Annotated in this window: 23 protein-coding genes and 1 riboswitch; of the genes, 15 read left to right on the top strand and 8 right to left on the bottom strand. The window is 41.3% G+C overall.

The annotated features are described in order from the left end of the window. Positions 1 to 7: 7 nt before the first annotated feature. From M3205_RS12830 to abc-f, 5 genes are all read left to right on the top strand, one after another. Positions 8 to 1564 (top strand): flotillin family protein, encoded by a 1557-nt coding sequence (locus M3205_RS12830; RefSeq protein WP_251170276.1) that lies wholly within the window; start codon positions 8 to 10, stop codon positions 1562 to 1564. A gap of 176 nt (positions 1565 to 1740) precedes the next feature. Next, positions 1741 to 1845 (top strand): YjcZ family sporulation protein, encoded by a 105-nt coding sequence (locus M3205_RS12825; protein WP_076256869.1) that lies wholly within the window; start codon positions 1741 to 1743, stop codon positions 1843 to 1845. Positions 1846 to 1890: 45 nt separating this feature from the next. Continuing rightward, entirely contained in the window at positions 1891 to 2013 is a 123-nt protein-coding gene (locus M3205_RS12820) for a YjcZ family sporulation protein (RefSeq protein WP_076256871.1), read from the top strand. Between the two features lie 128 nt (positions 2014 to 2141). Next, positions 2142 to 2342 (top strand): hypothetical protein, encoded by a 201-nt coding sequence (locus tag M3205_RS12815; RefSeq protein WP_251170275.1) that lies wholly within the window; start codon positions 2142 to 2144, stop codon positions 2340 to 2342. 334 nt (positions 2343 to 2676) lie between these two features. Continuing rightward, positions 2677 to 4440, top strand: a complete 1764-nt coding sequence (gene abc-f, locus M3205_RS12810) for a ribosomal protection-like ABC-F family protein (protein WP_251170274.1) — start codon at positions 2677 to 2679, stop codon at positions 4438 to 4440. 50 nt (positions 4441 to 4490) lie between these two features. Here abc-f and M3205_RS12805 read toward each other — a convergent pair whose 3' ends face one another. Further along, positions 4491 to 8789 (bottom strand): S8 family peptidase, encoded by a 4299-nt coding sequence (locus M3205_RS12805; protein WP_251170313.1) that lies wholly within the window; start codon positions 8787 to 8789, stop codon positions 4491 to 4493. A gap of 689 nt (positions 8790 to 9478) precedes the next feature. On the opposite strand from M3205_RS12805, the gene M3205_RS12800 reads away from it, so the two are divergent. The 5 genes from M3205_RS12800 (at position 9479) to M3205_RS12780 (ending at position 14006) form a co-directional block, all read left to right on the top strand. Beyond that, entirely contained in the window at positions 9479 to 10015 is a 537-nt protein-coding gene (locus M3205_RS12800; RefSeq protein ID WP_251170273.1) for an RNA polymerase sigma factor, read from the top strand. Further along, entirely contained in the window at positions 9990 to 10598 is a 609-nt protein-coding gene (locus tag M3205_RS12795; protein ID WP_251170272.1) for a hypothetical protein, read from the top strand. The genes M3205_RS12800 and M3205_RS12795 overlap by 26 nt, the downstream gene beginning before the upstream one ends. Before the next feature lie 210 nt (positions 10599 to 10808). After that, the gene (locus M3205_RS12790) at positions 10809 to 12101 is read left to right on the top strand and encodes an ABC transporter substrate-binding protein (protein ID WP_251170271.1); all 1293 of its coding nucleotides are present in this window, start codon (positions 10809 to 10811) and stop codon (positions 12099 to 12101) included. Between the two features lie 61 nt (positions 12102 to 12162). Then, the gene (locus M3205_RS12785; protein WP_285886302.1) at positions 12163 to 13140 is read left to right on the top strand and encodes a carbohydrate ABC transporter permease; all 978 of its coding nucleotides are present in this window, start codon (positions 12163 to 12165) and stop codon (positions 13138 to 13140) included. Beyond that, positions 13137 to 14006 (top strand): carbohydrate ABC transporter permease, encoded by an 870-nt coding sequence (locus tag M3205_RS12780; RefSeq protein ID WP_251170270.1) that lies wholly within the window; start codon positions 13137 to 13139, stop codon positions 14004 to 14006. Before M3205_RS12785 ends, M3205_RS12780 begins: the two co-directional genes overlap by 4 nt. Positions 14007 to 14041: 35 nt before the next feature. Here M3205_RS12780 and M3205_RS12775 read toward each other — a convergent pair whose 3' ends face one another. The 6 genes from M3205_RS12775 to M3205_RS12750 all read right to left on the bottom strand — a co-directional run bounded on the left by M3205_RS12775 (position 14042) and on the right by M3205_RS12750 (position 18408). Next, positions 14042 to 14782 (bottom strand): hypothetical protein, encoded by a 741-nt coding sequence (locus M3205_RS12775; protein ID WP_251170269.1) that lies wholly within the window; start codon positions 14780 to 14782, stop codon positions 14042 to 14044. A gap of 97 nt (positions 14783 to 14879) precedes the next feature. Then, on the bottom strand, positions 14880 to 15629 hold the full coding sequence (locus tag M3205_RS12770; RefSeq protein WP_251170268.1) for an ABC transporter ATP-binding protein: 750 nt from the start codon (positions 15627 to 15629) through the stop codon (positions 14880 to 14882). After that, positions 15626 to 16393 (bottom strand): ABC transporter permease, encoded by a 768-nt coding sequence (locus M3205_RS12765; protein WP_251170267.1) that lies wholly within the window; start codon positions 16391 to 16393, stop codon positions 15626 to 15628. The genes M3205_RS12770 and M3205_RS12765 overlap by 4 nt, the downstream gene beginning before the upstream one ends. Beyond that, positions 16390 to 16683 (bottom strand): thiamine-binding protein, encoded by a 294-nt coding sequence (locus tag M3205_RS12760; RefSeq protein ID WP_251170266.1) that lies wholly within the window; start codon positions 16681 to 16683, stop codon positions 16390 to 16392. The genes M3205_RS12765 and M3205_RS12760 overlap by 4 nt, the downstream gene beginning before the upstream one ends. A gap of 14 nt (positions 16684 to 16697) precedes the next feature. After that, the gene (locus M3205_RS12755) at positions 16698 to 17696 is read right to left on the bottom strand and encodes an ABC transporter substrate-binding protein (RefSeq protein ID WP_251170265.1); all 999 of its coding nucleotides are present in this window, start codon (positions 17694 to 17696) and stop codon (positions 16698 to 16700) included. 112 nt (positions 17697 to 17808) lie between these two features. Then, a riboswitch (TPP riboswitch) is annotated at positions 17809 to 17917 on the bottom strand. A gap of 77 nt (positions 17918 to 17994) precedes the next feature. Continuing rightward, positions 17995 to 18408, bottom strand: coding sequence for a YkvA family protein (locus M3205_RS12750; protein ID WP_251170264.1), 414 nt, complete (start codon positions 18406 to 18408; stop codon positions 17995 to 17997). Positions 18409 to 18557: 149 nt separating this feature from the next. Between M3205_RS12750 and M3205_RS12745 the strand changes: the two genes are divergently transcribed. From M3205_RS12745 to treC, 5 genes are all read left to right on the top strand, one after another. Next, positions 18558 to 19292: an NAD-dependent deacylase gene (locus M3205_RS12745; protein WP_251170263.1), complete on the top strand. Its 735-nt coding sequence runs from the start codon at positions 18558 to 18560 to the stop codon at positions 19290 to 19292. A gap of 102 nt (positions 19293 to 19394) precedes the next feature. Then, positions 19395 to 19562 (top strand): twin-arginine translocase TatA/TatE family subunit, encoded by a 168-nt coding sequence (gene tatA / locus M3205_RS12740; RefSeq protein ID WP_251170262.1) that lies wholly within the window; start codon positions 19395 to 19397, stop codon positions 19560 to 19562. 274 nt (positions 19563 to 19836) lie between these two features. Next, entirely contained in the window at positions 19837 to 21240 is a 1404-nt protein-coding gene (gene treP / locus M3205_RS12735; RefSeq protein ID WP_251170261.1) for a PTS system trehalose-specific EIIBC component, read from the top strand. A 90-nt stretch (positions 21241 to 21330) separates the two neighbouring features. Continuing rightward, positions 21331 to 23007, top strand: a complete 1677-nt coding sequence (locus M3205_RS12730; RefSeq protein ID WP_251170260.1) for a glycoside hydrolase family 13 protein — start codon at positions 21331 to 21333, stop codon at positions 23005 to 23007. A 45-nt stretch (positions 23008 to 23052) separates the two neighbouring features. Further along, positions 23053 to 24738 (top strand): alpha,alpha-phosphotrehalase, encoded by a 1686-nt coding sequence (gene treC, locus M3205_RS12725; protein ID WP_251170259.1) that lies wholly within the window; start codon positions 23053 to 23055, stop codon positions 24736 to 24738. A gap of 47 nt (positions 24739 to 24785) precedes the next feature. On the opposite strand, the gene M3205_RS12720 is transcribed toward treC, so the two are convergent. Continuing rightward, positions 24786 to 26003 carry a NupC/NupG family nucleoside CNT transporter gene (locus M3205_RS12720; RefSeq protein ID WP_251170258.1) on the bottom strand — a complete coding sequence of 406 codons (1218 nt, stop codon included), beginning with the start codon at positions 26001 to 26003 and terminating at the stop codon, positions 24786 to 24788. Between the last annotated feature and the right edge of the window lie 352 nt (positions 26004 to 26355).

The following is a 26355-nucleotide window of genomic DNA, read 5'->3' as shown; positions in this document are numbered from 1 at the left end:
ACAAAGTATGTTAATGGTTTGGATTGTTATTGGAATTTCAGTATTTATGCTCATTGCTCTGCTTGGTGTGTTTATTACAAAATATCGGACTGCCGGGCCGGATGAAGCATTAATCGTAACAGGCAGTTATTTGGGAAGTAAAAATGTCCATGTAGACGAATCAGGAAATAAGATAAAAATAATCAGAGGCGGAGGAACATTTGTACTTCCTGTCTTTCAGCAGGCAGAGCCATTGAGCCTACTGTCAAGCAAACTGGAGGTTACCACTCCGGAAGTATACACCGAACAGGGAGTTCCTGTTATGGCAGATGGAACTGCAATTATTAAAATCGGCGGGAGTATTGGGGAAATTGCCACTGCTGCGGAACAGTTCCTTGGAAAATCAAAGGAAGATCGGGAAAATGAAGCAAAAGAGGTTCTTGAAGGACATTTGCGGTCGATTCTGGGATCTATGACGGTCGAAGAAATCTATAAAAACAGGGATAAATTTTCTCAGGAGGTACAAAGGGTAGCATCACAGGATCTGGCCAAAATGGGTTTGATCATCGTTTCATTTACAATTAAAGATGTCCGTGACAAAAATGGATATCTTGATTCACTGGGAAAGCCAAGAATAGCCCAGGTTAAAAGGGATGCGGATATTGCCACGGCTGAAGCAGAAAAGGAAACCAGGATTAAACGGGCAGAAGCAGCTAAGGATGCTCAAAAGGCAGAGCTTGAAAGGGCGACTGAAATAGCTGAAGCCGAGAAAGAAAATCAAATGAAAATGGCTGACTATCGAAGGGAACAGGATATTGCCAAAGCTCGGGCAGACCAGGCATATGACCTTGAGACAGCCAGAGCAAAGCAGGAAGTTACGGAGCATGAAATGCAAATCAGGATTATAGAACGCGAAAAGCAAATTGAGCTGGAAGAAAAAGAAATCTTAAGAAGAGAACGTCAATATGATTCCGAAGTGAAGAAAAAAGCAGACGCAGACAGGTATGCTGTTGAACAGGCAGCAGAGGCGGAAAAGAAAAAGCAAATTGCCGAAGCAGATGCAAACCAATACCGTATTGAATCACAGGCACGTGCAGAAGCTGAAAGGGTGAGGGCAGATGGGATGGCAAAGGCTGATTCTCAGCGTGCTCAGGGTGAATCTGAATCCGAAATCATTCGCCTAAAAGGTTTGGCAGAAGCAGAGGCAAAGAGAAAAATCGCAGAGGCATTTGAACAGTATGGCCAGGCGGCTATGATGGATATGGTCATTAACATGCTTCCGGAATATGCCAAACAGCTTGCAAGCCCGTTATCGAATATTGATAAGATTACTGTGGTTGATACAGGGAGTGACAGCACTAATGGCGGTGTCAATAAAGTTACTGGCTATGCCACCAATCTGATGTCCACGATGCAGGAAAGTCTGAAAGCTTCATCCGGTATAGACGTGAAAGAGCTTCTCCAAAACTTTTCAGGCAAAGGAAACGTACGTCAAAGCATGGAGCAGCTGACTGAGGAAATCAAAGAAAAAGAACCCATCCAGCCCGCTAAAGGCATCCAGGCCACTCTCGCTCATAAGAAGTAATAAAATTGCCTATTTTTATCTGGAGAAATAACCGCAAAATGCCTTTATATCAACGGTAATTCGAAGCCTTCACACCGAAGGCTTCTTTTTTATGAAGAAAACTGTGTATTCGTCTATCGCACAATCTGGGTGAAATGAATAGGATATATTGAATCAAACAAAGGAGGTAATTGACTATGTCAGACGGTTGTGGATACGGCGGCGGTTTCGCCCTCTTAGTTGTATTGTTTATTTTACTGATTATTATCGGTGCTTCTTGGGGTTACGGTGGATTCTACTAATAAAATAAGCAGACAGATTTAATTGGCAAGGGAGGGGATTTTATAATGTATGGCTACGGATATGGCGGCTGCGGATACGGTGGTGCTGGATATGGCGGGGGATTTGCGCTAATTGTGGTTCTATTCATCCTATTGATCATCGTAGGTGCTTCTTGCTTTAAGTGGTAATAGATTACAAAGAAAAGCAGGGGAACCTGCTTTTCTTTTGTCTGCATACATAACAGTGTTTCCAAAGATCCCAGATGGGGAAAGGAATTAGCATAAAAGAATCAGCAAAAGAAATGGGAGGTTTCAAAATGGATGAACTAAAAACACAGGATCGGGAAAACACTATGAGGGAAATTTACTCCATATTGGAGGGCGGACTTCAGCGGAAAATGCATCAAGATGAGTATAGGCTTGTTTCGGAATGGGTAAGCGGTTTTAATCTGGAGGAAAGAGCAACGGTTTTAAATATGCTCAAGGAGCTTACCAATAAGCATATCCGAATTGATTAAAGGTCTCCGGGGCAAAAGCGTATTCGCTGCTTGAGATGAGCCTATTGACAATAAAAGCCAGAACCTTATATACTACAATTAAACAGGTTGAAAGGATGATTTAGGGGCATGAAGTTATAATCTTATTTTTTCTGGTATCTTTTTATATTTAAAAAGCTTATCCCGGAGAACATAGGATTAGTGTGCCCTTTTATAGTTATCCCTTATCGGAATTGGTTTCTGCTTATTTGTCTGTAAGCAGATTGAATCTTATTTAGGCGCGCGTTTTTTATTGTGTTTGCACCATTTACAATAATGGGTGCACATTCCTCTCCGGGTATGGGGAGGTTTTTTTATGTGTGCAAATAAAATCAGTAATCATAATATACCGGTTATCATGGCCAGGGATCTGCAAAAGTCATTCGGAGATAAAATGGTTTTTTCGAATGTGGAATTCGATATTTATCAGCAGGATCGCATTGGTCTTGTTGGCTTAAATGGCACAGGTAAAACGACATTGGCCAATATTTTATTTTGCAGTATTCAGGCGGACAAAGGAAGTATCGAGCGAGTGAAGGAGCCATACAGAATTGCCTATCTTCACCAGTCAGCAGATTATTCTGTGAGCGATCTTCATGCCCCAGACCAAAGCCCGGAAGGAGAATTTTTCCGCCAGGCAAGCAGATTAGGACTTTTAAAACTCCATGAATGGAAAACGGAAAGGCTTGATTCTTTAAGCGGGGGAGAAAGGTTGAAGCTCTCATTAGCAAAGGTTTGGTCATCAAAACCGGATATGCTGATTTTGGATGAACCAACCAATCATTTGGATTTACAGGGAATCGAATGGCTAATTGGAGAAATTGGCCAATTCAGCGGTCCTGTCATGATCATTTCCCATGACCGTCACTTCCTTGATAGGGCTGTCGGCAGGATGTTTGAGCTCCAGGATGGCATATTAACCATGTATAACGGGAATTACACAGCCTATCGGGAGCAAAAACAGAAAAAATATGAGGATCAGCTTCATCAATATAATGTACAGCAAAGAGAAATCGAGCGGATCGAACATCAGATGGCCAATTTAAAGAAATGGTCGGAAAAGGCTCACAGGGAATCAACTAAAGGCGGAAGCCCATCCGAGAACAGGCAGATGGGCTTTAAAGAATATCACAGGGTGAAAGCCAAAAAGATGGATCAACAGGTTAAGTCAAAAATGAAAAGGCTTCAGCAGGAGTTGGATAAAAATAAAATAGAGAAGCCGGCAGAAGAGGCGAAAGTTCACTTTCAATTTGATTCCTCGGGGAAAAGAGGGAAGAGGATCATCGAAGCAAAAAACCTCTCAAAAAGGTTTGGAGACCGGACTCTTTTTAAGGATAGCCAGTTTTATATAAAGCATGGGGAAAAAATAGGAATTCTTGGATCCGATGGGTCTGGCAAGACAACATTAATCCGAATGCTGTTCGAAGAGGTATCACCTTCTGATGGGGAACTCTGGATCAGCAGCACCTTAAAGATGGCCTATTTAAGTCAGGATATTAATGATTTACCGTTAACAAATAACGCGATGGAAGTACTTGACCTCAGCGAACGTGAGCAGATTTACAAGGCAAGAACTCTTTTAGCCAATCTGGGCATGAAGGAAGCGAAGCTGAAGCAGCCGATTGGACAGCTTAGCATGGGTGAACGAATCAGGGTAAAGCTCACAGACATGCTTTTAAAGGAATATGACGTCCTAATATTAGATGAACCGACTAATCACTTGGATTTGCCGAGCAGGGAGCAATTGGAAAAAACACTCAAGGAATTTTCAGGAACACTCATTATTATTTCGCATGACTTATACTTTTTGGAGAAACTGAGCACAAGATTGCTTGTTTTTGAAAATAAAAAAATTACCAGATTTGAAATGAATCTAAAGGAGTATCTTATGAAATCCGAACGGTCCGAAAAGGAAAAGGATCATGATTCTGTAAACGAGCAAATCCTGGTTATTGATAACCGCATCAATGCGGTACTTGGTGAACTCAGTCTGCTAGCTCCGGGTGACAGCAAATATGCTCAATTAGATAAGGAGTTTAATGCCTTATTAAAGGAAAAAAGAACATTATTAAATAAATAATCGCAAAAAGGCAGGCCCCAATTAAATGGGCCTGCCTTTCCATCAGGTATTTACTTCTTTTTAGTGCTGCTGTTATCCTTCTTTTTTTCATTAATCCATAGTTTGCCTTCTGCAGTCTTACGGGTTTCATTGCCGTAGTCATCGGTCACTTTCACTTCAATTTCGGCACCAGGTGCTTTTACATTTGAAGTGGCAGTATAGTAGCCGACGTAATGACCAGGGGATGTTTCCATCATTGGAAGCTCAGTAGCGTTATTTAGCAGGACGCCAGCATTTGTTAAAGGCATTCTGATGGCAAACGTCGCTTTTAAACCTGGTTCACTATCAAATTCAATTTTTACGGATTCGCCTTTTTTAAGCTCCTTATCTTCTGCAGGTAGAAGATTTTCTAAGGACGGAGCGGTATATTTAGCATCGACTGTGACTGTTTTTTCTTCACTGTTTTTCGCTTTATCCTGTGCAGTTACCGTAATAGTGTTTTCCCCTTCATCCAGCAGGATGCGAAGTGAGTATTCACCGTCTGTAACCTTTGCTGCCTGACCGTTAACTTTTACCCAATCTAGGTTATCGTCAGAAACGGTTCCTTTAACAGTAACTGTTTCTTTATTTGTTTTGGATTTGTCTGCAGGGCTTGTTATCGACAGTTCCGGTTTTGTTTTGTCATATATTACTTTTACAGGCTCAGAGGCATCGGTGGACCCTGACTCGGTTGATGCTTTGGCAGTAAGAGTGTTTTCCCCTTCAGTTAGGGAAACTTCTGCTGAGAATGTGCCTTCGTCTGTGCTCTCAGCCGATGCAACTTCATCTCCATTATTAAATACTTTTACAGTCGTTGTTGGAGCGGAAGTACCTTCAATTGTAACTTTCCCCTGGTTCGTAAATGTTCCATCCGCCGGTGAAGTAATGACAGGTGCTGTAACTTCATAGTTCACTGTCGCGCGGATCATATAGTTTCCTTCATCTTCAGGCGACGGTGACCATGCTCCACCTACAAGCTGCCAACTGCGCCCTGCATACTTTCCATCCTCATCTGTGCCAAGGCCAGGGGCATTAGGATTTGGTGCAGATTGGATATAGACCATATAGAAGTCACCGTTTGCAACGATTCCTTCGTCACTGAGATCTACATGTGTCCATTCACCGTTTCTTAATGCTGTAGCTTCAAATGGACCTGCAAGTTTCTTGCCTGGGGATCCATCCGGTCCGCTTGCATCATATACTTCCACTTTGAAGTCTGTACCGCCCGGAGTCGGCCAGCTGGTATCCCAGAAGCGGAATAAGCCGCCTGTAACCATTGCGCTGTCATGGCCCGATGCCAGAGACATCTTAACTGCCCAGCCATTGCCGGCATCGTAGAATGCACGTGCATTTTCAGCAGTACCATCATCGTATCCAATTTCACCCGGATATCCGATAAATGGCTTCAGTTCAATATTTTGCTCTATAGAAGAACCGCCTTCAATTGTGATGCTCTTCTCGGCGCTATAGTATGAAGGTGCCATTGCTTTTAGAGTGTACGTTCCTTCATATGCTGTAAGTGTATATTCACCGTCTTCATTAGTTGTTACCGGCTGTACTGCTGCATCTTCTACTAAAAGAAGAGTAGTATTCGCAACAGGCTCACCCGTTGCTTCGTTAGTCACAGTACCTGTAACAGTTCCTTTTTCTATTTCTTCTAGGACAAAGTTAGCAGTCGCTTCTCCATCCTGTGGAATATTTACATTTTGTGTTTGAGAACGATATCCGTATGCTTCTGCTTTGACAGTGAAATCACCAGAAGCATGCGTCATTTCAAAAGATCCGTTTTGAGGATTTGTGAATACTGACCTGCCAGATTCCAATACACTTACTTCAGCTGTAAGCGGTAATAATACTGGAGCTGGCTGCTGCTGTTTATCATCCTCTTTTGCAGGGACATCTTTCTTTGGAGCAATCTTATCAGGATTCACTTTATCTTTCTTAAGTTCTGTGGAAGGTTTTTCTTTGCTGATGCCAAGCGTGGCTTTTCCTGCAGGTTGAGCAGGAGTATCAGATAATTGGACATCATCGATATACCAGCCTTGCTTTTGAACAGAACCATCTGTAGTCACATTGAATGCTACATAAATTCTTTGTCCCGCATAAGTACTTAAATCAACTTCTGCATTAACCCAGTTTGTTGTAGTACCGTTAACGCGAAGAACCTGATCCCAGTTTTCCATGTCTGTGGAAACGAATACATGACCGTAATCATAGTTATTTTCCAGTTCATGCCATTGTTTGAACTGTAGGAAGGCATTTCCTTCCGGCAGATCAATAGGAGGCATCTGCAGGTTCATGTTTGCACTATTTCCATAGTTGCCGTCAAGTTTTGTTGCATATACTTTTTCGCCGGATGCGGCATTGCCGGGACCTGAGGTAGGGACACCCCACTCCCAGCTGTTTGCCGGTCCATATGAAGTCCAGCCGGACGGCTGTGATTCGAAGTCCTGAGAATAGCCAATGCTGATTCCAGGTTTTACGGCCACTTCATAGGATTCCGTTTCAATTAGATTACCGCCAAAATCATTAACCTTCCATTTATATGTTACAGCTGGTTCTGCGATGTCTTCTCCAGGAATAACTGCCTGGTAAGTACCATCTTTATAGGTTCCGGCTGTTCTTGTAGCCTCGACCGCGGCCCAGCTGCCGTCAGCTTTTAAGTATTCGAGATCCACTCTTGTGACGCTTACATTATCGGATGCAGTCAATTCAAGTGAGAGATCCATTCCCGCATATGTTTCCTGAGGTGCTTCATGATTGGCTTGAGGAGCTTCGGAGTCATCTCCTTCTTTTGCAACCTGGCCTTTAATTTTACCAAGGCCGGTCATTACGGAAGAAACCGCATCGAAGGCATTGACGAGTCCGTAACCAAAACCATTATTTGGTGTCTCAGGATAAGTACCATTTGTCAAAGGAGTAGAGGTTGTAAGAAGAATTTCCTCCATTTCTTCAACTGTCAGACTTGAGTCAACTTGACGAAGCAGTGCTGCAACTGCAGAAACATGCGGCCCGGCCATAGAGGTTCCGTTCCAGCCGCCTTCATAATTGCTTCCTGGAACTGAGGAACGTATGTTAACTCCAGGTGCTGATACATCAGGCTTTACTTCCTGATATGGAGATGGCCCTTGCAGTGAAAAGCTTGCTAAGCCGTTGTTTATATCAGTTGCACCAGTAGCAAATGATTCCGGGTAGTTTGCTGGTGTAGCAACTGAACCAGGTCCGCCTGGGTTAAATATAGTAGTGTTTCCTGCGGAGAACTCAGGGAAAATTTCAGCTGCACGCCATGCCTGCACCATTGGGCGATACCATTCATCCAATCCAGGCCCGCCGCCCCAAGAATTATTGACCACATCAGGAGCCTTCTCAGGATGAGGGTTTCCATTAGCATCCTTTGGAGCAAGGATCCATTCACCGGCTTCGAGAAGGTCTACATCAGTTCCGCCGTTTGCTGTAAAGGCTTTTACTGCGATCCATTTCGCACCTGGTGCAACTCCGATTTGATTGGCACCATTTGGTTCGGATCCAACCATTGTACCTGTTACATGTGTCCCGTGTCCCTGATCATCATAAGGAACTGACTGGCCGGCAGTGGCATCAAACCAGTTGTATTCATGTGATGGGGAATCTGGCTGTGCTGGGTTAAAGCCCCGGTACTTTTCTTTTAATGCCGGGTGGTTCCACTGAACACCTGTATCAATGGAAGCAACGACTGTACCTGATCCGTCAATTCCCATTTCCCATACGGCAGGAGCTCCTACACGATCAATGTTCCATTCGATCGAGCTGGTTTCTGCTTGTGTTTTAAGTGATTTTTCCGCCGCTTTTACAGGCTTATGAAGCTGTCTTGTTTCATTTGGAAGAATTTTCTCAACTTCAGGAAATACTGCGATTTGCTCCATAACGTCCTTTGTAGCTGTTACTGCGATTGCATTTACAATATAGAAGGATTGAACATCTTTTGCTTTGCCATCCTTTTCCTGTTTTTGAAGGAAATCGGTGACATGGCTTTGAGTTTCAATTGCTGTAGATCTTAGAGAGGAAAGTACTGCAGACCGTTTCATGTATTTTGATTTTGAAGCAGTCAACTTTTGGGTTGCAGCCGCTTTTTCAGCCTTCTTGGCTGCTGCTTGAGCATCAGCCTGTTCCTTGAATTTTATCAGAAATGTTACCTTATCTTCTTTATCAAATTGTTTCAGCAGAGAGCTGTTAATTTTGCTTTTTGCAGTTTGTGGTGCAGCTTTCTTAACTGAAGTATGCGGAGAGCTTTTGCCTTCTGCTGACCCCATGCTTGGCAACATCAGCGGCAAAATCAGAAAAGCTGTCAGCATCACATAAAGAAAGCGATTAATTGTTTTTCTTTTTCTTTTCAAGTAATTCCCTCCTTGTTTTGGTAATTCAATAGAAAATGCTGTTAAAAACTCAGAACATAATCACCTCCTGTGGGTATTTCCAAAAATGGAAAACCCTGCCGTTACCATGTACTTTAGCTAAATTAATGGCTGGATATTGTCGAAAAACAGAGTTTTTTGCAGCAGTATTATTAAAATAGCTAAAAGGTTTCATAGTCCACTCATGGTTACAGGCTTAAAGAATGAACTTTTTATGGATATTTATAGATTAAAAGTATCGCTTTTACATAATGTGAGATTTTTCTTGGGAAAAATAAGGAAAAGGAGGGAGGCGGTAATTTTACAGAATGATAAAATAAATATATAAGGTCAAGCATTTAAAGGATATCATTTCAGAAATTCAAAAAATTAAATTTAAAGATGGGTAGTCTGGAGTGAAACTTAATCTAATTTTTACTGATAAAATGAGGGTGAAAAAAGTTACAGGTAAAAATGCACTTTTTAAGATTCACCCAAAATTTAATACTAATTAATCAGATTGTTTCGAAATATAGGATAAAAGATTGGGATTTGAAATATCGTTTTCTTTTAAGAGATTTAAGCAAACCAAGGTAAAGTGTTTCTTTTCTGATTCTTATTCGTCTAATAATATGCGAGGTGGCGCCACTATGGAGAGAATATCGGCAGAAGTGTTTGAAGATATATACAGCGAGTACAGTGATCGAATCTATGGATACATATTTCTTCTCGTAAATGATAAGGAAGTGGCTGAAGATCTGACACAGGACACATTTATAAAAGCTTACAAATATATGAATCAATTTAATGGGGAGTCCCAGATCTTTACCTGGCTTGTCCGTATATCAAGAAATGTAGCCATTGATTATTTGCGCAAAAAAAGCAGATTCAAATTTTTCTCAATAGAAAAATTCCAGCTTCAATCAGATGAAGATACTCCTACAGAGATAATGATTAAGGGGGAGAAAGTTACACTCTTATATGAAGCAATCCGCCATTTGAAATTAAGCTACCAAGAAGTGCTGATTTTGAGAAAAATAAAGGAGTTTTCGATCAAGGAAACGGCCGAAATTTTGAATTGGAGCGAAAACAAAGTGAAAATCACCACTTCCAGGGCACTCGCAGCGCTAAAAAAAGAATTGCAGAAAAGGGGGGAAATCCATGAAGAGCTCATTCGGATCCGATAATTCCTTTCGAGAATTAAGACGTATTCCGCGGGCGCAAAAGCAAAAGCAGGAAAGTTTGCAAAAAATATTAAGCGCCATCGAGGAAAAACCTCAAAGTAAGAAACCTATTTTCCCTAGGCTTTTATCTGCCGCCGCAGTTATGGCTGCTTGTGTGATGTTCGCTTTCATTATATTTTCAGAGGATCCCATGTCCAGAGGGAGCAGCAGTTCAGAGATTCTCGGAAATAGTATAATAAGCCAAACAACGATTGCTTTATCAGATACTGAGAAATCCTTCTCTGCTGATGGAACATATACGACTGAAACTGCGATTGTAAAAGATACAAAGTGGGAAAATACGGCTAGAAATGCCATCAATTCGGCAATTCCTGCAGAAGCAGTTATTGATGCCAGCCCATCCTATGATATTCAATTTAGTTTAAAGGGAAAAGACCCTGTAAAGATGAAAGTCTGGAACGAGCAAGGCAAGACTTATTTCAAGTTAATGGACAGTGAAGAAATTTATTCAGTTTCTGCCGCAGAAGGTGCCATATTTATTGAATCTTTAATAGCAATCACACAAAGTATTCATAACACTCATTAATTTGACTCCTTGTAAGGGGTCTTTTTTTTTGTAAAAAAGGCAGGGATTTGCCAAATATCGAGATTTTTTTCAAATAAATGTTTTATTCCCTAAGAGCAGGGTAATACATACTTAGTTATAAATACTTTTATTTGCGGGCTATTTTATTCCTGTGCGCAGGGAATAGGCTGAAGCATGAAGCTGAAAAATATAAATATTAGGGGGAGCATCATGAAAAAAGGACTTCTTTTTATTATTTCCGCATTCCTGTTTATTGGCATATTAGCAGGCTGTTCCGGGGAAAGTGCTCAGGCAGAAAAGACTAAGGATGGAAAGGTCGTTGTTGATTTTTGGAGTTTTTGGGGTTCAGAAACCAGAAGGCCAATCATTGAAAAAATCATAGATGATTTTAATAAATCACAGGATGAAGTTTTTGTTAAGCATACATATTTGCCTTGGGGTGACATTTGGACAAAGAACCTCGCATCCGTTGCTGCCGGCAATCCTGCGGATGTTATCATTAACGATATTAACACAGTTGCCCAGCGGGCAGACAATGGACAATCTGAAGACTTGGGCAAGTATATTGATGATTCGTTTAAAGAGCAGTTTTATCCGCATTTATGGGAAACGGTTTTGTACGAAGACAAGCCTTATGCCGTTCCATTTAACACAGATACAAGATTGCTATTTTACAATAAAGATGCCTTCAAAGAAGCTGGCCTTGATCCGGAAAAACCCCCTGCGACATGGGATGAACTTGAGGAGTATGCTGAGAAGCTGGATCTTAAAGACGGGGATCGTTATGAGAGAGTTGGCTTTTATCCGCTCTGGGGCAGTACTGGTGCTGCAAGCTGGATGACAAGTGCTGACGGCGGAAAAGGATTTATTCAAAATGGAGAACTTTATATCAATACACCTAAAAAACAGGAAGCGTTACAGTGGCTGCTGGGATGGAAGGAGCGTCTAGGCGAAAAAACAGTTCAGTCTTTTGAAGCTGAGTTTGGAAGTGAACAATCCAATCCGTTCATTGCAGGTAAAGTGGCCATGTGGATTGATATCGGTACATTTTACACACAAATTCGTGATTATGGAGATGATATGAATTTTGGTGTTGCCCCAATTCCTGCATATGAAGAAGGTTCTGGGAACTGGAGTGATGGCGGCGGGTTCGTAGCTGAAATTCCCAAAGGAGCAAAACATCCTGAGGAAGCTATGAAGTTCATCGAATACCTTACAGGCCCTGAGGCCCAAAAATACTGGGCTATGAAGAATTATGATAATGTCGCCAATATAGAAGCTGCAGAAGCCGTGGTTAAAGAGCTTAAAGGTGCTGATCAATATGTGTATGAGGCTACCGTGAAAAATCTGGATCAGACGCAAATGTTCCCTGTTCCGATAGAGTACCCGGATTACCAGAATCGCATTAATCCGCATATAGATAATGTTCTGCTCGGTAAAACCAAGCCAGAAAAAGCGCTGGAAAAAGCAGAAATAGATGTTGAAAAACTAAAGAAAAATTAGAACAAAGAGAGAAGGGCTATCCTTCTCTCTTTATAAATAATACCAAAAGAAGGTGTAAGGGTTGAAATCATATGAGACACCGATTGAGCGCCGGAGAGCAGCTCTTGCAAACAAACAGGGAATGACATCAAATAGACGGATATCCCGCAAAACAAGAGACAATATCATTGGATATCTCTTTATCAGCCCATGGATAATTGGATTTCTGGGACTGACACTTGGCCCGCTATTATTTTCCTTATTCGCAAGTTTTACAGATTATAATATTACTTCAAAAATGAATTTTATCGGATTTGATAATTTTAAACGCATGTTTACAATCGATGACCTTTTTAAAACGTCCCTTTGGAATACTCTTTTTTACGTTATATTCTCTGTCCCGCTTACTACTGCAGGGGCGATATTTCTATCGGTTCTTTTGAATCAGAAGGTAAAAGGCATGAAATTTTTTCGCACACTTTATTATCTGCCTGCTATCCTCTCAGGTGTAGCGGTTTACTTTTTATGGATGCAGCTGCTGAGTCCGTCAACTGGTCTGGTAAATACGTTCCTGGCATGGTTCGGGATTGAGGGGCCAGCGTGGCTGTTTGACCCTGAGTGGACAAAGCCAGCTTTGCTTTTGATGAAAATGTGGAGTGTGGGCGGAGGGATGCTTCTCTATCTGGCAAGTCTGCAGGGAGTATCAAACTCCCTTTATGAAGCAGCGGATCTGGATGGAGCCGATGTAATTCAGAAATTTTTTCATATCACATTGCCGATGATTTCACCAATCATATTCTTTGATGTACTGACAAGTACTATCGGTTCATTTCAAATCTTCCAGGAAGCTTATGTCATGACGGAGAATGGAAGCGGGGGACCTGGAAATTCACTCCTGTTCTATAATCTTCATATGTGGAATAATGCGTTTGAGGTGTTTGACATGGGCTACGCTTCTGCAATGGCCTGGCTATTGTTTATTGTCGTTATGATACTGACCATCATTAATATGAAAATCGGTAAAAAATGGGTTTATTATGAGGGGGGAGATAATAAATGAGAACGGCCGCCGCCCCGAAGTTTTATGAAACGAAGAAATTCAAAGATAGATTAAAGCAGATGTTAGTTTTCATTGTTTTATTAGCAGGAAGTGTGCTGGTAATCTCTCCGCTGTGGTGGATGATTTCAACTTCCCTGAAATCTCCTGCTGAAATAGCTCAATATCCGCCGACCTTTGTGCCTAAAGAAATCCATTTTTCAAATTATGTGAAAGCGTGGCAAACAGCACCGTTTACCCGCTGGGCTATGAATACGTTCTTTATTGCCTTTTGCGGAATGGTGGGAAGTGTTATTGTCAATTCGCTGGTTGCTTATGCATTTGCGAAAATACGCTTCAAAGGAAGAAGTTTCTTGTTTATGGTTGTGTTATCAACCATGCTGATACCAGGGTTTGTCACTATGGTGCCTCAGTACATTTTATTCTCCAAGCTTGGCTGGGTAAATACATATCTGCCTCTCATTGTTCCGGCTTTTTTGGGTAGTGCCTTTTTCATTTTCCTGCTTCGCCAGTTTATGATGACAATTCCGAATGAACTGATTGAAGCAGCTGTTCTGGACGGCGCAAATCATATTCAGATATGGTGGCATATTATGCTTCCGCTGACGAAGCCCGCCCTTATTGCTGTAGCGATTTTCTCATTTAATGGCGCATGGAATGACCTTCTTGGCCCGTTATTATATTTAAATGATGAAAGTCTTTACACTTTGCAAATTGGCCTTCAAACCTTTAAAGGAACTGTACAGACACAATGGCATTACCTGATGGCCATGTCAGTAATGGTATTATTGCCTGTAGTACTGTTATTTTTCTTCTTCCAGAAGCATTTTATAGAAGGCTCGAATATAGCATCCGGTACGAAAGGATAACAAAACCGGCTAAGCAATTCGCTTAGCCGGTTTTTTCATTGTATAGGGCAATAGGTTCTCCATTCTCCGTCAACACACACCTTATGGCGGGGAACATAGCAATCAACTACCACTGAATCCGGATTAATTCCGTTTTGTTCAAGCTGGGTTGATACTGAAGCTTCAGACACTGTATTAGCGGATGAACATGGAGTACCTCCGCGCCATTCATATTTTGTGCAATAGTAGCATAACTGGCCTGATGCTGCAGCTTTATCGGAAGAAGCAAGACTGACTTTGGCCACTTCTTTAATCAGCTGAGTTTTTTTTGTTTCAACTTCTGCTAAATAATCAGTAAAGGTGTCGTCTTTTGATATATCAATTTTACTCTCTTTCCCAGACTTCAGGTCTTTTACATAAAAAGCCTGATCCTCAATAAGCCTGCTGTAATCAACCAGCCGCACTTTTAATTCCTTCCCTGACTCAAATGAGAATGATAGAAGGGACGAAAAATTTACGAGAGCATTTTCATCTAAGGAAATGTTTTTTTCGTTGAATTCAATTTCATATTGCACTGTCCAGCCATATTGTTTTCCTTTTTCATCAATAAGAGCTTTTGGCTGGGGGGAGGCATCTTTTAATATAGATGAATTGAATTCCTTAAACTTATCAGATTTTAACACGGCTTTCATGAAATCTTTCTCAGTTAAACCTGCCGAATTACTTTTGGGCTGTGCAGAAACATTGCCTGCGAAAACTAGTAAAATAGTCAAGAATAAGAAAATATACTTTTTCATCACATACCTCCTAAAAGTATTGTCCAATATAAGATTAACCTATATTTCCATAATTAGGAATGGTGCGATGTGATTATATTCGCCTGGTATATTTTGACTAGTCTGACTTAAATGACAGCTCTTTCAGTGCATGATGGATGCTTCTTTTGCATTCAAGGAATTTTTCATCCAGGAAAATTTCCTCCATTCGCGGTCGCGCAAAAGGCACTGTATATTCCTGAACCACTTTAGCAGGCTTGCTGCCGAGTATTAATATTCGGTCAGAGAGGTAAATGGCTTCTTCGATATTGTGAGTGACAAACAGAATCGTCGGCTTATGTTCATTCCAAATATCGAGAAGCCATTTTTGCATATCATGACGCGTAAGCTCATCCAAAGCTGAAAAAGGTTCATCCAGCAATATGATTGGCTGTGGGCTTAAGAGTGCCCGGATAAAGGCTGTCCTTTGCTTCATGCCTCCAGATAATTCATGCGGAAATGCATTTTCATAGCCACCGAGTCCGGCCTTTTGAAGCATTTTTCTGGCTGTTTCCGGTTCCGTTTTTCCCATAATTTCCTGTCCAAGCAGAACATTCTGAAGGATGGTTCTCCATGGCATCAGGGAAGGTGTCTGGGGCATATAGCTGATTGAACCGCGTTTGCCGCTAATTTCGGCTTCCCCAAGCATTATGGATCCTTCATCAGGCAGGAGCATTCCGCCAATCAGGTTAAAGATAGTGCTCTTTCCGCTGCCTGATGGACCTATAACCGAAACAAACTCTCCTTTGTTTACATGAAAACTCAAACTGCTTAAAACCTGAATTGAATCAAAACTTTTCGATAGAGAATTAACCGATAATTGTATCATTTTCTGCCACTCTCCCTGGACTTCCATTTAATAAGCAAACGTTCTGACAGTAAAATACCTCCAAAAAGCAGCAAACTTAACAGCATAATCGCAAGTATGGCTACAAAAACACGGTCTGTCCGAAAGGAAGAAGAGGCTAGAGTCATATAAACCCCAATTCCGGCTTTAGCTCCGAGCCATTCAGATATTACAGCACCCATAACACTATAGGTTGCAGAGATCTTTAGACCGGAAAATAAAGATGGAAGGGAATGGGGAAGCTCCAGCTTCCAAAACAGCTGTCCTCTGCGAGCTCCAGCCATCAGCATATAATGCCTGAGATCTGCTGGAGTTTGCCGAAAACCATCCAATGCTGCAACAGTAATGGGAAAGAAGCATACCAGTGTAATGACAATAAGTTTTGGAAGTATGCCAAATCCAAACCATACAACTAGTAAAGGAGCCAGAACAATAATTGGCACATTCTGTGAAAGGATGAGAAGCGGGTAAACAGATTCCCTAATAAAAGGCAATAAGTGCAATATTACAGCTGTAAGCAATCCGATGAAAGTGCCAATGGCAAATCCCCTTAATGAAAGCAGGACTGTCGATTGAAGGTGCGGGCGGAAGCCATCCCAGCCAAAAACTGCCTCATGAATGATATCAGTCGGGGGAGGCAGGAGCCAGGCAGGGACTTCTGCCAGATTTACTGATAATTCCCAAAGAATGAATAAAAGGAGGAGAACCGCAGCCGGCCTCCACCCTTTTCTAAATACATTGATCATCGACGGTACTTCTCCGTTAAATGACTCATTTCAATTCCATCGGGCTGATAGAGAATCTTAACCTGTGAGATTACATTGCTGCTTCCTTTTTCAATCATTTTTCTGTTCATATCAGCAATTATTTTCAATAAATATTCTAAATCGCCTTCCATCGTTGTTTCGAGCGGATGCACTTCGAACTTTACACCGGATTGCTGAATGACACTGATTGCTTCATCAACGTATGGGATAACATTTTCCCCATCTTTAGTTTTTGGAATGATTTGAATGCTTACAAGTGCGTTTGCCATTTCATAAACTCTCCTTATTCCGGCAGGAAATCATTTGTAAATGCTTTGCCGGCATCTAATTCTTTATCTAATAGACCATTTTCATACATCCAGTCTGCATAGTTTTCCCAGACCTCAATCTTTTGTTCTCCCCATCTGGGAGCATCGTCCTGATAACGCGGGGATAGCCACTCCTGGCTCTTTTTAACTAATTCGCTGTTCAGGTCAGGAGCATTCTTTAACAAAATATCTGCTGCTTTCTCCGGCTGTTGGATTGCAAATTCATATCCTTTGGCTACAGCATTTACAAATGCTTTGACAGTATCCGGATCATCTTTAATCAATTTTTCACTCGTAGCCAGAACAGGCGTGTAGTAATCCAGTTTTTCTGAGTAGTCTGTGAGGTAGACCATATTAATCTTTTCCCCGCGAAGCTCAGCTTCTACACCTGTCCACCCGTAATAAATCCATGCGAAGTCTATATCTCTTTTAACCGCTGTAAAAAAATCTGCATCTCCTATGTTCACAATTGACACTTTTTCAGCATCGGCATTTTCCTTCTTCATTAGGGAGTCAATTACTGATTTTTCTACAGGAGCTCCCCAACCGCCATACGTTTTTCCTTCAAAATCTTTCGGTGATTTAATGTTTTTTTCAGCAGGGGATGCAAAACCGGAAGTATTGTGTTGAATGACAGCCGCTATTGATACCAGCGGCACACCCTGTACACGGGCTTCTGTAATGCTTTCCTGATAGCTGACACCGAAATCGGCCTTGCCTGATGCCGTCAATTGATCTGCACCTGCTTCGCCTGGCGTGATAATCTCGACATCGAGCCCTTCTTCTTTAAAATAGCCTTTTTCTTTTGCGGCATATAAGCCGGTATGATTGGTATTTGGCGTCCAATCCAGTACGACAGTAACTTCTTTCAATTCTTGTTTGCTGCCTGGACCTTCAGTCTTAGCATCCTGGCCGCTGCCGGCACAGCCGGATAACAGCAGCACCGCAGTAATAGCTGTTATACACTTTTTCATATAGAAACCTCCCCAAAAAGCTTTATGTAGTAAGGAAAGCTGGTATTAGTCTGCCCTTAAAAAATAAAAAACGCCCCGGCATATAACCGGGACGCATATAAAAACATTTTATTATGTTTAAGAATATGTTCCCTACGCCGGTATTAGCCAGATCAGGTTCAAAGGGTCAGCATCTTAAGGATGAAGTCTCAACCGGCACACCGGTTCCCCTACATTTCTTGCTATTTAATTTTAACAGGCATGAATACTTTCCTTGATTTATTATAGCAGACAATATCAAAATGGACACCATTTGAAATTATTTCATTTCAATAGTCCGGCTTTCTTTCCAGGTTTTGAATTTCTCAAGTTCACCTGTAATCTGGCTGACGGCAAAACCAAGTACTGCTGCATCATCAAGAAGCCCTATTCCAATTAAAAAGTCTGGAACCAGGTCGATAGGAGAGACAAAGTACAGTATGGATGCAATAATAAAGATAATTGATTTTTTGGAGATATGCCGGTAATCCCCTTTTGACCATGCCTTAACTAAATCGATCAGCAGCTGAAACTTTTCCCATATATCACTTAACGAAGATTTGTTTTTCTCAGCTTTAAGTGTAGCCTTTTTTAGCAGACCTTTTGTTTTTTCAGGATCCTCCGCATAACGCTTTGCCCTGGAAGAAAATTTTTTATAGCCGTCCTTATAATCTTTCGTTTCTATTTCAGGCATAGCCATCACTCCTATATTGATAATTCGTAAAAACAGTTATAATCTATTATTTACCGCATACCTGACATGACATAAACATTTAACCTGGAGAAAAAAATGGAAATAGCCTTCAACGCTGTAACATTATTTTAGTGGGAGCTGATATATATATGCTTGAGAAATGGCTGAAAGAATCAAATTATACAGTAATATTCTCTGGAGCAGGAATGTCAACGGAAAGCGGACTGCCTGATTTCAGGTCAGCCAATAATGGCTTATGGAATGGGGAAGACCCTGGGAAAATTGCGAGTACTGAAGCATTGAATGAAAATGTGAAGGGTTTTATAGAATTTTATCGGCACCGGGTAATCGGACTCAAAGAGTGCAGCCCTCATAAAGGCCACTATATACTTTCTGATTGGGAAAAGAGAGGCATTTTAAAGAGTATTATCACCCAGAATGTGGATGGATTTCATCGGTTGGCGGGGAGTGAAAATGTATCAGAACTTCATGGGAATCTGCAGACACTCCATTGCCAGGAATGTAAGAAAGAGTTCCCGAGCGAGGGATATTTGCATGGACACGTTCAATGTAATTGCGGGGGGCTGCTTCGTCCTTCAGTAGTTTTGTTTGGGGAAATGCTGCCTGAGCAGGCTTTAGATTTTGCAGCGGTAGAATCAGAAAAGGCAGAACTATTTATAGTTCTGGGATCATCCCTGACGGTGACACCAGCCAACCAGTTTCCGCTGATTGCGAAACAAAACGGAGCAAAATTGGTGATTATTAATATGAAACCTACTGATTTTGACTTTTATGCTGATGAAGTGATCCATGAGCGCAAAATTGGTGATGTTCTCGAAGAGCTTGATCGTGCGATTAATCAACGGGAGAATGAGAAATTATAAAAATAACTCTCATACTATGATTTTATGAGCCAATCCCCTATAATGGACAATGAACATGATTACTGCTGTTTCAAGCGATATGATATATAAGGAGTGTTCAGCATGTTATCAAACATCGGTATTCCAGGCTTAATTCTCATCCTGGTTCTTGCTCTTATTATTTTTGGTCCTAAAAAACTTCCTGAAATAGGGAGAGCATTCGGGGAGACCTTAAAAGAATTTAAGAAATCTACCCGTGATCTCACTGAAGATGATGATAAAAGAAAATAACCTACTGGTTTAGAACCGGCTTTGTAGACGATTAGTCTCTAAGCCGGTTTTTTTTAGGCTTTCGAACCGAGTGAATGGGTATATAAAAGAAGGGAAAGAAAAAATAGTTGACTAACATGTATATACAGGATAGAATGAAAGCGTAAACAGTTCATGTATATACAAGTTAATTTGTGTGTAATGGATAGATTTATAAAAATCGAGAACGATAAATAAGAACCTTATAACTGTTTTTTTCATTATTATGAAAACGGTAACAGGAGGAGAGCGTAGAATGGCCACAAATAAAGAGTCAGCAGAGCAAATCGTAGAAGCTATCGGGGGCAGGGATAATATCGCTGCGGCCACTCATTGTGTAACAAGGCTGCGTTTTGCATTAAAAGATGAAGGTAAAGTCAATAAAGAAAAGCTCGAAGATATTGATATTGTAAAAGGTTCATTTTCCACCAATGGACAATTCCAGGTTGTGATTGGACAAGGTCTCGTTGATAAAATATATAAAGAAATGACAGATACAACCGGTATTGGTGAATCGTCAAAAGAAGAGACAAAAAGTGCAGCTGCCGAAAGCTTAAATCCCTTGCAGCGTGGAATAAAAACACTGGCTGATATTTTTATTCCTATCCTCCCGGCTATCGTAACAGCTGGTTTGCTGATGGGAATCAACAACATTATGACAGCACCTGATATTTTCTTCAATGATAAGTCGTTTGTTGATGTTTATACAAACTGGGCTGATCTGGCGAGCATCATTAACCTGATTGCCAACACGGCTTTCGTATTTCTTCCAGGGCTGATTGGATGGAGTGCTGTAAACCGGTTTGGCGGCAGTCCGCTTCTTGGTATGGTGCTTGGTTTGATGCTGGTGCATCCTGATCTATTAAATGCATGGGGCTATGGTGCAGCAGAAGAAGTTCCGAAGTGGAATTTATTTGGTCTTGAAATTGAAAAAGTAGGTTACCAGGGCCAAGTGTTGCCTGTATTATTTGCTTCATATGTTTTGGCTAAGATAGAAGTATTTCTGCGAAAAAGAATCCCTGATGCGGTTCAGCTTCTGACTGTCGCACCAATCGCTTTGCTTATTACCGGATTTCTTTCTTTTATTGCCATCGGACCAATTACATTCACGATCGGCAGCTGGATTACAAATGGGGTTGTCGGAATCTTTGATGCTGTTCCGGCCCTTGGAGGCTTGATTTACGGAGGATTATATGCACCTCTTGTTATCACTGGCATGCATCATACATTCCTGGCAGTCGATCTTCAGCTAATCGGCAGCATTGGCGGCACGTTTTTGTGGCCGATGGTGGCACTATCCAATATTGCACAGGGTTCAGCTGCTTTTGCCATCATGCTGTTAAGCAAAGGGAACGAAAAGCTGAAAGGGCTAGCGCTCACTTCTTCTATTTCAGCTTGGCTGGGTGTAACGGAGCCGGCGATGTTTGGGGTTAATCTTCGCTTTAAGTATCCGTTCTTTGCAGCGATTATTGGGTCAGCTGCAGCAGGCATATTTATAACTATTAATGGAGTTAAGGCACCGTCAATTGGTGTAGGCGGATTACCGGCATTCTTCTCCATCTTTGCGGAAAACTGGGGTGCATTCTTTATCGGAATGGGGATTGCTCTAGTTGTGCCGTTTGTATTAACTTTAGCTTTCTCGAAATTTAAAAAAGCTTAAATAGAATGATTGATGCCATGGATTTCTAGGATTCCATGGTATCGCCATTTTTAGGCATGCTCAATATTTTTATATACCGGAGGTTGCATTATGAAGAAACAATGGTGGAAAGAGAGTGTAGTTTACCAGATCTATCCTCGAAGCTTCATGGATAGCAATGGAGATGGAATAGGAGATTTAAATGGAATTATCTCAAGACTTGATTATTTGAAAGATCTTGGAATTGATGTGGTGTGGCTTTCTCCAGTATACAAATCACCCAATGATGATAATGGCTATGATATCAGTGATTATCAGGATATTATGCGTGAGTTTGGAACAATGGAGGATTGGGAAGAGCTTCTTGCGGAGCTGCATACAAGAGGCATCAAACTCATTATGGATCTGGTAGTGAATCATAGTTCAGACGAGCATATCTGGTTTTCCGAAGCAAGGAAATCGAAAAATAATCCATACAGGGACTACTATATATGGCGTGAAGGGAAAAATGGAAAGGAGCCGAATAACTGGGGCAGCAATTTCGGCGGATCTGCCTGGGAGCTTGACGAAAGTACTGGAGAATATTATTTGCATCTGTTTTCAAAAAAACAGCCTGACCTCAACTGGGAGAACCCGAAACTGAGAAATGAAATTTACGACATGATGACCTGGTGGCTTGAAAAAGGGATTGATGGGTTCAGAATGGATGTAGTCAACTTTATCTCCAAAGTGGAGGGACTACCAGATGATGAACCAAAGCCAGGGAAGAAATATGCTTCTGGAAGCAAGTATTATCGAAACGGCCCCAAAATTCATGAATACCTTCAGGAGATGAATGAAAAGGCTCTTTCGAAGTATGATGTAATGACAGTCGGTGAAATGCCTGGTGTGAATCCGGAGTGGGCTCGGCAGTATACAGATGAATCACGCAATGAGTTAAATATGGTATTCCAGTTTGAACATGTCAGTCTTGATAACGGGCCAAATGGCAAATGGGATCTTAAACCCCTTGATCTATTTGATTTAAAAACAAATCTGACCAAATGGCAAAATGAATTGGATGAGGTTGGCTGGAACAGTCTTTATTTTAATAACCATGATCAGCCACGCTCTGTTTCAAGATTCGGGAATGATGGAGAGTATTGGGATAAGTCAGCAAAGATGCTGGCAACTTTGCTGCATATGATGAAGGGAACTCCATATATTTATCAGGGCGAAGAAATTGGAATGACGAATGTCCGTTTCTCAAGCATTGATGATTACAGAGATATAGAAACACTCAACTTTTATAAAGAAGCTCTTAACGATGGCTGGACAGAGGAAAAAGCACTGAAGGCCATCTATGCAAAAGGGCGTGACAATGCAAGAACTCCCATGCAATGGGATTCTTCCAGGCACGGTGGATTTACGGAAGGAACTCCATGGATAAAAGTAAATCCTAACTTTAAAGACATTAATGTCGAAAAGGCCATGAAAAACCCTGACTCTATTTTTCATTATTATAAAAAGCTTATTGAACTCAGGAAGAAAAATGAAATTATTATATACGGAAAGTATAATCTTATACTTGATCAGCATCCTGAAGTCTACGCCTATACAAGATCACTGGGCAATCAGACTCTTCTCGTCATGTGCAACTTCTATGGAGGAAACACCGAAGCAGAACTCCCTGCAAACCTCCGGGAGAAGAAATTTGAACAGCTGATTGGGAATTACAATGAAATACAAATTGACAGAACCATAAAACTTCGTCCATACGAAACTCAGGTGGTTCTCTTTAACAGCTAAAAAGAAAAGTATTATTCTAAATAAACTGAAACAGGGTGATTCTAAATGAAACAACCATGGTGGAAAAAAGCAGTAGTCTATCAAATTTACCCGAAAAGCTTTAACGACACGACAGGAAATGGAATTGGAGACATTCCTGGAATTATTGCCAAGCTTGATTACATAAAGGAATTAGGTGTGGACGTCGTCTGGCTGACACCCATTTATAAATCTCCGCAGCGTGATAACGGATATGACATCAGCGACTATTTCAGCATCCATGAGGAATATGGAACAATGGCAGACTTTGATAAGCTTCTTGAAGAAGCCCATAATCGTGACATAAAAATCATTATGGACATTGTTGTGAACCATACATCCACTGAACATGAATGGTTTCAGGAAGCAAAAAAATCCAAAAACAATCCGTATCGGGATTTTTATATATGGAAAGACCCAAAGGAAGATGGAAGCGAGCCGACAAACTGGGAATCCAAATTCGGCGGGAATGCATGGGAATATGATGAAGCAACCGGACAATACTATCTTCACCTATTTGATGTTACACAGGCAGATCTCAATTGGGAAAATGAAGAACTGCGCAGCAAAGTGTATGACATGATGGAATTCTGGTTTAAAAAAGGTGTGGATGGCTTTAGACTTGACGTAATCAATCTTATTTCTAAAGATCAGGATTTTCCGGATGATGATGGTACTGTACCTCCGGGGGATGGCAGGAAGTTCTATACAGACGGCCCGCGTGTTCATGAATTCATCCATGAAATGAATGAAAAAGTCTTCTCAAAGTACGACAGTATGACAGTCGGGGAAATGTCATCCACTACAATTGATCATTGTATAAAATATTCCAACCCTGAGCGGGAAGAATTAAGCATGACGTTCAATTTCCATCATTTGAAAGTGGATTACCCAAATGGGGAGAAATGGGCACTCGCTGAATTTGATTTTAAGGCCTTAAAGCAGATATTATCGAAATGGCAAAAAGAAATGCACAAGGGCGGAGGCTGGAATGCTTTATTTTGGTGCAATCATGACCAGCCCCGGATTGTATCAAGATATGGTGATGACAAAAAATATCACCGCGAATCTGCAAAAATGCTGGCGACAGCCATTCATATGATGCAGGGGACTCCATATATTTATCAGGGTGAAGAGTTTGGCATGACGAACCCGGGCTTTGATAGTATAGATGAATATCGAGATGTGGAATCATTGAATGTTTATTCTATCCTTAAGGAAAAGGGAATGGCAGAAAAAGAAATTATTAATATTCTCAAAAGCAAATCGCGCGATAACTCCCGGACACCGGTTCAGTGGGATAGCTCTGAAAATGCCGGATTCACCGAAGGGACGCCATGGATTCATGTTGCATCCAATTACAGGGAAATCAACGCCGAAAAAGCATTGAAGGACGAGAATTCTATATTTTATCATTATAAAAAGCTGATCCAGCTTCGCAAGCAGTACGATATTATCACCTATGGCGACTATGAACTGATTTCAGAGGATCATCCTGATGTATTTGCTTATGTTCGAAATGGTGATAATGAAAAATTGTTGGTCGTAAATAATTTTTATGGGAAAGAAACATCCTTTACCCTTCCTGAACACATTCAAGCAGATAAATATAAAGCAGATATTTTACTTGCCAATTACAAGCAGTCACCTACTGCTGCGGAGACTATCCAGTTAAGGCCATATGAATCGGTTATCTATTATTTAAAGAAATAAAAAAATCCTCCCGGCCTGCGGGGGGATTTTCCATATTTCATAGTTCATTAAAACAGCATTCCGGCTATGGCGGCACTTAGCATAGATGCCAGGGCACCCGCAGCAACTGCCTTTAAACCAAGCCGAGCAATGTCCTGCCTCCGGTTCGGGGCCAATCCGCCAAGTCCTCCCAGCAGGATGCCCAATGAGGAAATGTTTGCAAATCCGCAAAGGGCGAAGCTTACGATTGCCACCGTTTTATCAGATAAAGTCGGGATATCCGGTGCAAAAGCAGAATAAGCAACAAACTCATTTAAAATTAACTTCTGACCAATATAATTTCCTGCCTGTACGGCTTCTGACCATGGAACTCCTATAGCAAACGCGAGCGGAGAGAACACATATCCAAGTATGATTTCGAGCGTCAAGCCTTCCAGCCCGAATAACCCTCCAACCCATCCAAGAAGACCATTAATTAAAGCAACCAAAGCAATAAAGGCCAGCAGCATTGCGCCGATATTTAAAGCGAGCTCTAGTCCGACACTTGCTCCTTTTGCCGCTGCATCAATGACATTTGCAGAATCGCTATCCACTTCCATCTCAAATTCTTTAGGCTCTTCTTTATCTTCCGTTTCCGGAAGCATAACTTTGGCCAGGACCAAACCGGCAGGTGCAGCCATAAAGCTTGCTGCCAGCAGATATTCAAGAGGCACACCCAATAAGGAATACCCGATCAAAACTGATCCTGCCACAGAAGCAAGGCCTCCTGTCATGACTGCAAACAACTCGGATTTTGTCATATTGGCGATAAATGGGCGGATTACAAGCGGAGCCTCAGTCTGGCCTACGAATATATTGGCTGCTGCCGACATGGATTCCGCTTTTCTAGTACCAAGAAGCTTAGCCAGTCCCCCGCCGAGGATTTTAATGAAAAATTGCATAATCCTTAAGTAATAGAGGACGGAAATCAGTGATGAAAAAAAGATTACAACAGGCAAAACCTGAAGAGCGAAAACGAAGGTAATTCCCGATTCATCTGTAAAAAGACCGCCAAATAAGAAATTTATTCCCTGGTTGGCATAATTGATTATATCGTTTACCTTCATTGTGAGCCATTCCAATCCCTTTCTGCCGCCTTCCCACTTTAAAACGAGAAAGGCGAAGATCAGTTGAATGGCAAGCCCTCCCGCAACTGTTCTTACACTTATCGCTCTTCTATTGCTGGAAAACAGGAAGGCTATTCCTAAAACGACAATGATTCCGAATATCCCCCAAATAAAATTCATGTTTACACCTCTTCACTATGTAGTAGTTTTTCCCGGCATTAACCAACATCAGTAATCCTATTCCCTTGTGAAACTGTTTGTAAATACAATAGTTGTATTATGTGCAAAAGGAATAAATTCATGAAAAACTATGCATGAAATAAATGAGGGGGATAAACGAAAAAAGATGAGCACAGTGCTCATCTCAGACTGTCGACAAACTCGATGAAAATCGTACTTGTCGGGAGTCTTTTTTGATTTAAAATAGAAGTAATACAATGCTTGAGGTGATTAATATGCTTTCTAAACATAATCCAATTCAACGAGATCAAATTGAAATGATTGCACTAGACGAACTTGTACCAGCGGATCA

Source organism: Cytobacillus firmus (assembly GCF_023715565.1).
Lineage (GTDB): Bacteria > Bacillota > Bacilli > Bacillales > Cytobacillaceae > Cytobacillus > Cytobacillus firmus_C.
This window is presented reverse-complemented; position numbering and strand designations above follow the sequence as displayed.

What these genes read in the sequence shown, in the direction of transcription:
- M3205_RS12830 (WP_251170276.1), top strand. Translation starts at nt 8, where the DNA reads ATGTTAATGGTTTGGATTGTTATTGGAATTTCAGTATTTATGCTCATT.
- M3205_RS12825 (WP_076256869.1), top strand. Translation starts at nt 1,741, where the DNA reads ATGTCAGACGGTTGTGGATACGGCGGCGGTTTCGCCCTCTTAGTTGTA.
- M3205_RS12820 (WP_076256871.1), top strand. Translation starts at nt 1,891, where the DNA reads ATGTATGGCTACGGATATGGCGGCTGCGGATACGGTGGTGCTGGATAT.
- M3205_RS12815 (WP_251170275.1), top strand. Translation starts at nt 2,142, where the DNA reads ATGGATGAACTAAAAACACAGGATCGGGAAAACACTATGAGGGAAATT.
- abc-f (WP_251170274.1), top strand. Translation starts at nt 2,677, where the DNA reads ATGTGTGCAAATAAAATCAGTAATCATAATATACCGGTTATCATGGCC.
- M3205_RS12805 (WP_251170313.1), bottom strand. Translation starts at nt 8,789, where the DNA reads ATGCTGACAGCTTTTCTGATTTTGCCGCTGATGTTGCCAAGCATGGGG.
- M3205_RS12800 (WP_251170273.1), top strand. Translation starts at nt 9,479, where the DNA reads ATGGAGAGAATATCGGCAGAAGTGTTTGAAGATATATACAGCGAGTAC.
- M3205_RS12795 (WP_251170272.1), top strand. Translation starts at nt 9,990, where the DNA reads ATGAAGAGCTCATTCGGATCCGATAATTCCTTTCGAGAATTAAGACGT.
- M3205_RS12790 (WP_251170271.1), top strand. Translation starts at nt 10,809, where the DNA reads ATGAAAAAAGGACTTCTTTTTATTATTTCCGCATTCCTGTTTATTGGC.
- M3205_RS12780 (WP_251170270.1), top strand. Translation starts at nt 13,137, where the DNA reads ATGAGAACGGCCGCCGCCCCGAAGTTTTATGAAACGAAGAAATTCAAA.
- M3205_RS12775 (WP_251170269.1), bottom strand. Translation starts at nt 14,782, where the DNA reads ATGAAAAAGTATATTTTCTTATTCTTGACTATTTTACTAGTTTTCGCA.
- M3205_RS12770 (WP_251170268.1), bottom strand. Translation starts at nt 15,629, where the DNA reads ATGATACAATTATCGGTTAATTCTCTATCGAAAAGTTTTGATTCAATT.
- M3205_RS12765 (WP_251170267.1), bottom strand. Translation starts at nt 16,393, where the DNA reads ATGATCAATGTATTTAGAAAAGGGTGGAGGCCGGCTGCGGTTCTCCTC.
- M3205_RS12760 (WP_251170266.1), bottom strand. Translation starts at nt 16,683, where the DNA reads ATGGCAAACGCACTTGTAAGCATTCAAATCATTCCAAAAACTAAAGAT.
- M3205_RS12755 (WP_251170265.1), bottom strand. Translation starts at nt 17,696, where the DNA reads ATGAAAAAGTGTATAACAGCTATTACTGCGGTGCTGCTGTTATCCGGC.
- M3205_RS12750 (WP_251170264.1), bottom strand. Translation starts at nt 18,408, where the DNA reads ATGCCTGAAATAGAAACGAAAGATTATAAGGACGGCTATAAAAAATTT.
- M3205_RS12745 (WP_251170263.1), top strand. Translation starts at nt 18,558, where the DNA reads ATGCTTGAGAAATGGCTGAAAGAATCAAATTATACAGTAATATTCTCT.
- tatA (WP_251170262.1), top strand. Translation starts at nt 19,395, where the DNA reads ATGTTATCAAACATCGGTATTCCAGGCTTAATTCTCATCCTGGTTCTT.
- treP (WP_251170261.1), top strand. Translation starts at nt 19,837, where the DNA reads ATGGCCACAAATAAAGAGTCAGCAGAGCAAATCGTAGAAGCTATCGGG.
- M3205_RS12730 (WP_251170260.1), top strand. Translation starts at nt 21,331, where the DNA reads ATGAAGAAACAATGGTGGAAAGAGAGTGTAGTTTACCAGATCTATCCT.
- treC (WP_251170259.1), top strand. Translation starts at nt 23,053, where the DNA reads ATGAAACAACCATGGTGGAAAAAAGCAGTAGTCTATCAAATTTACCCG.
- M3205_RS12720 (WP_251170258.1), bottom strand. Translation starts at nt 26,003, where the DNA reads ATGAATTTTATTTGGGGGATATTCGGAATCATTGTCGTTTTAGGAATA.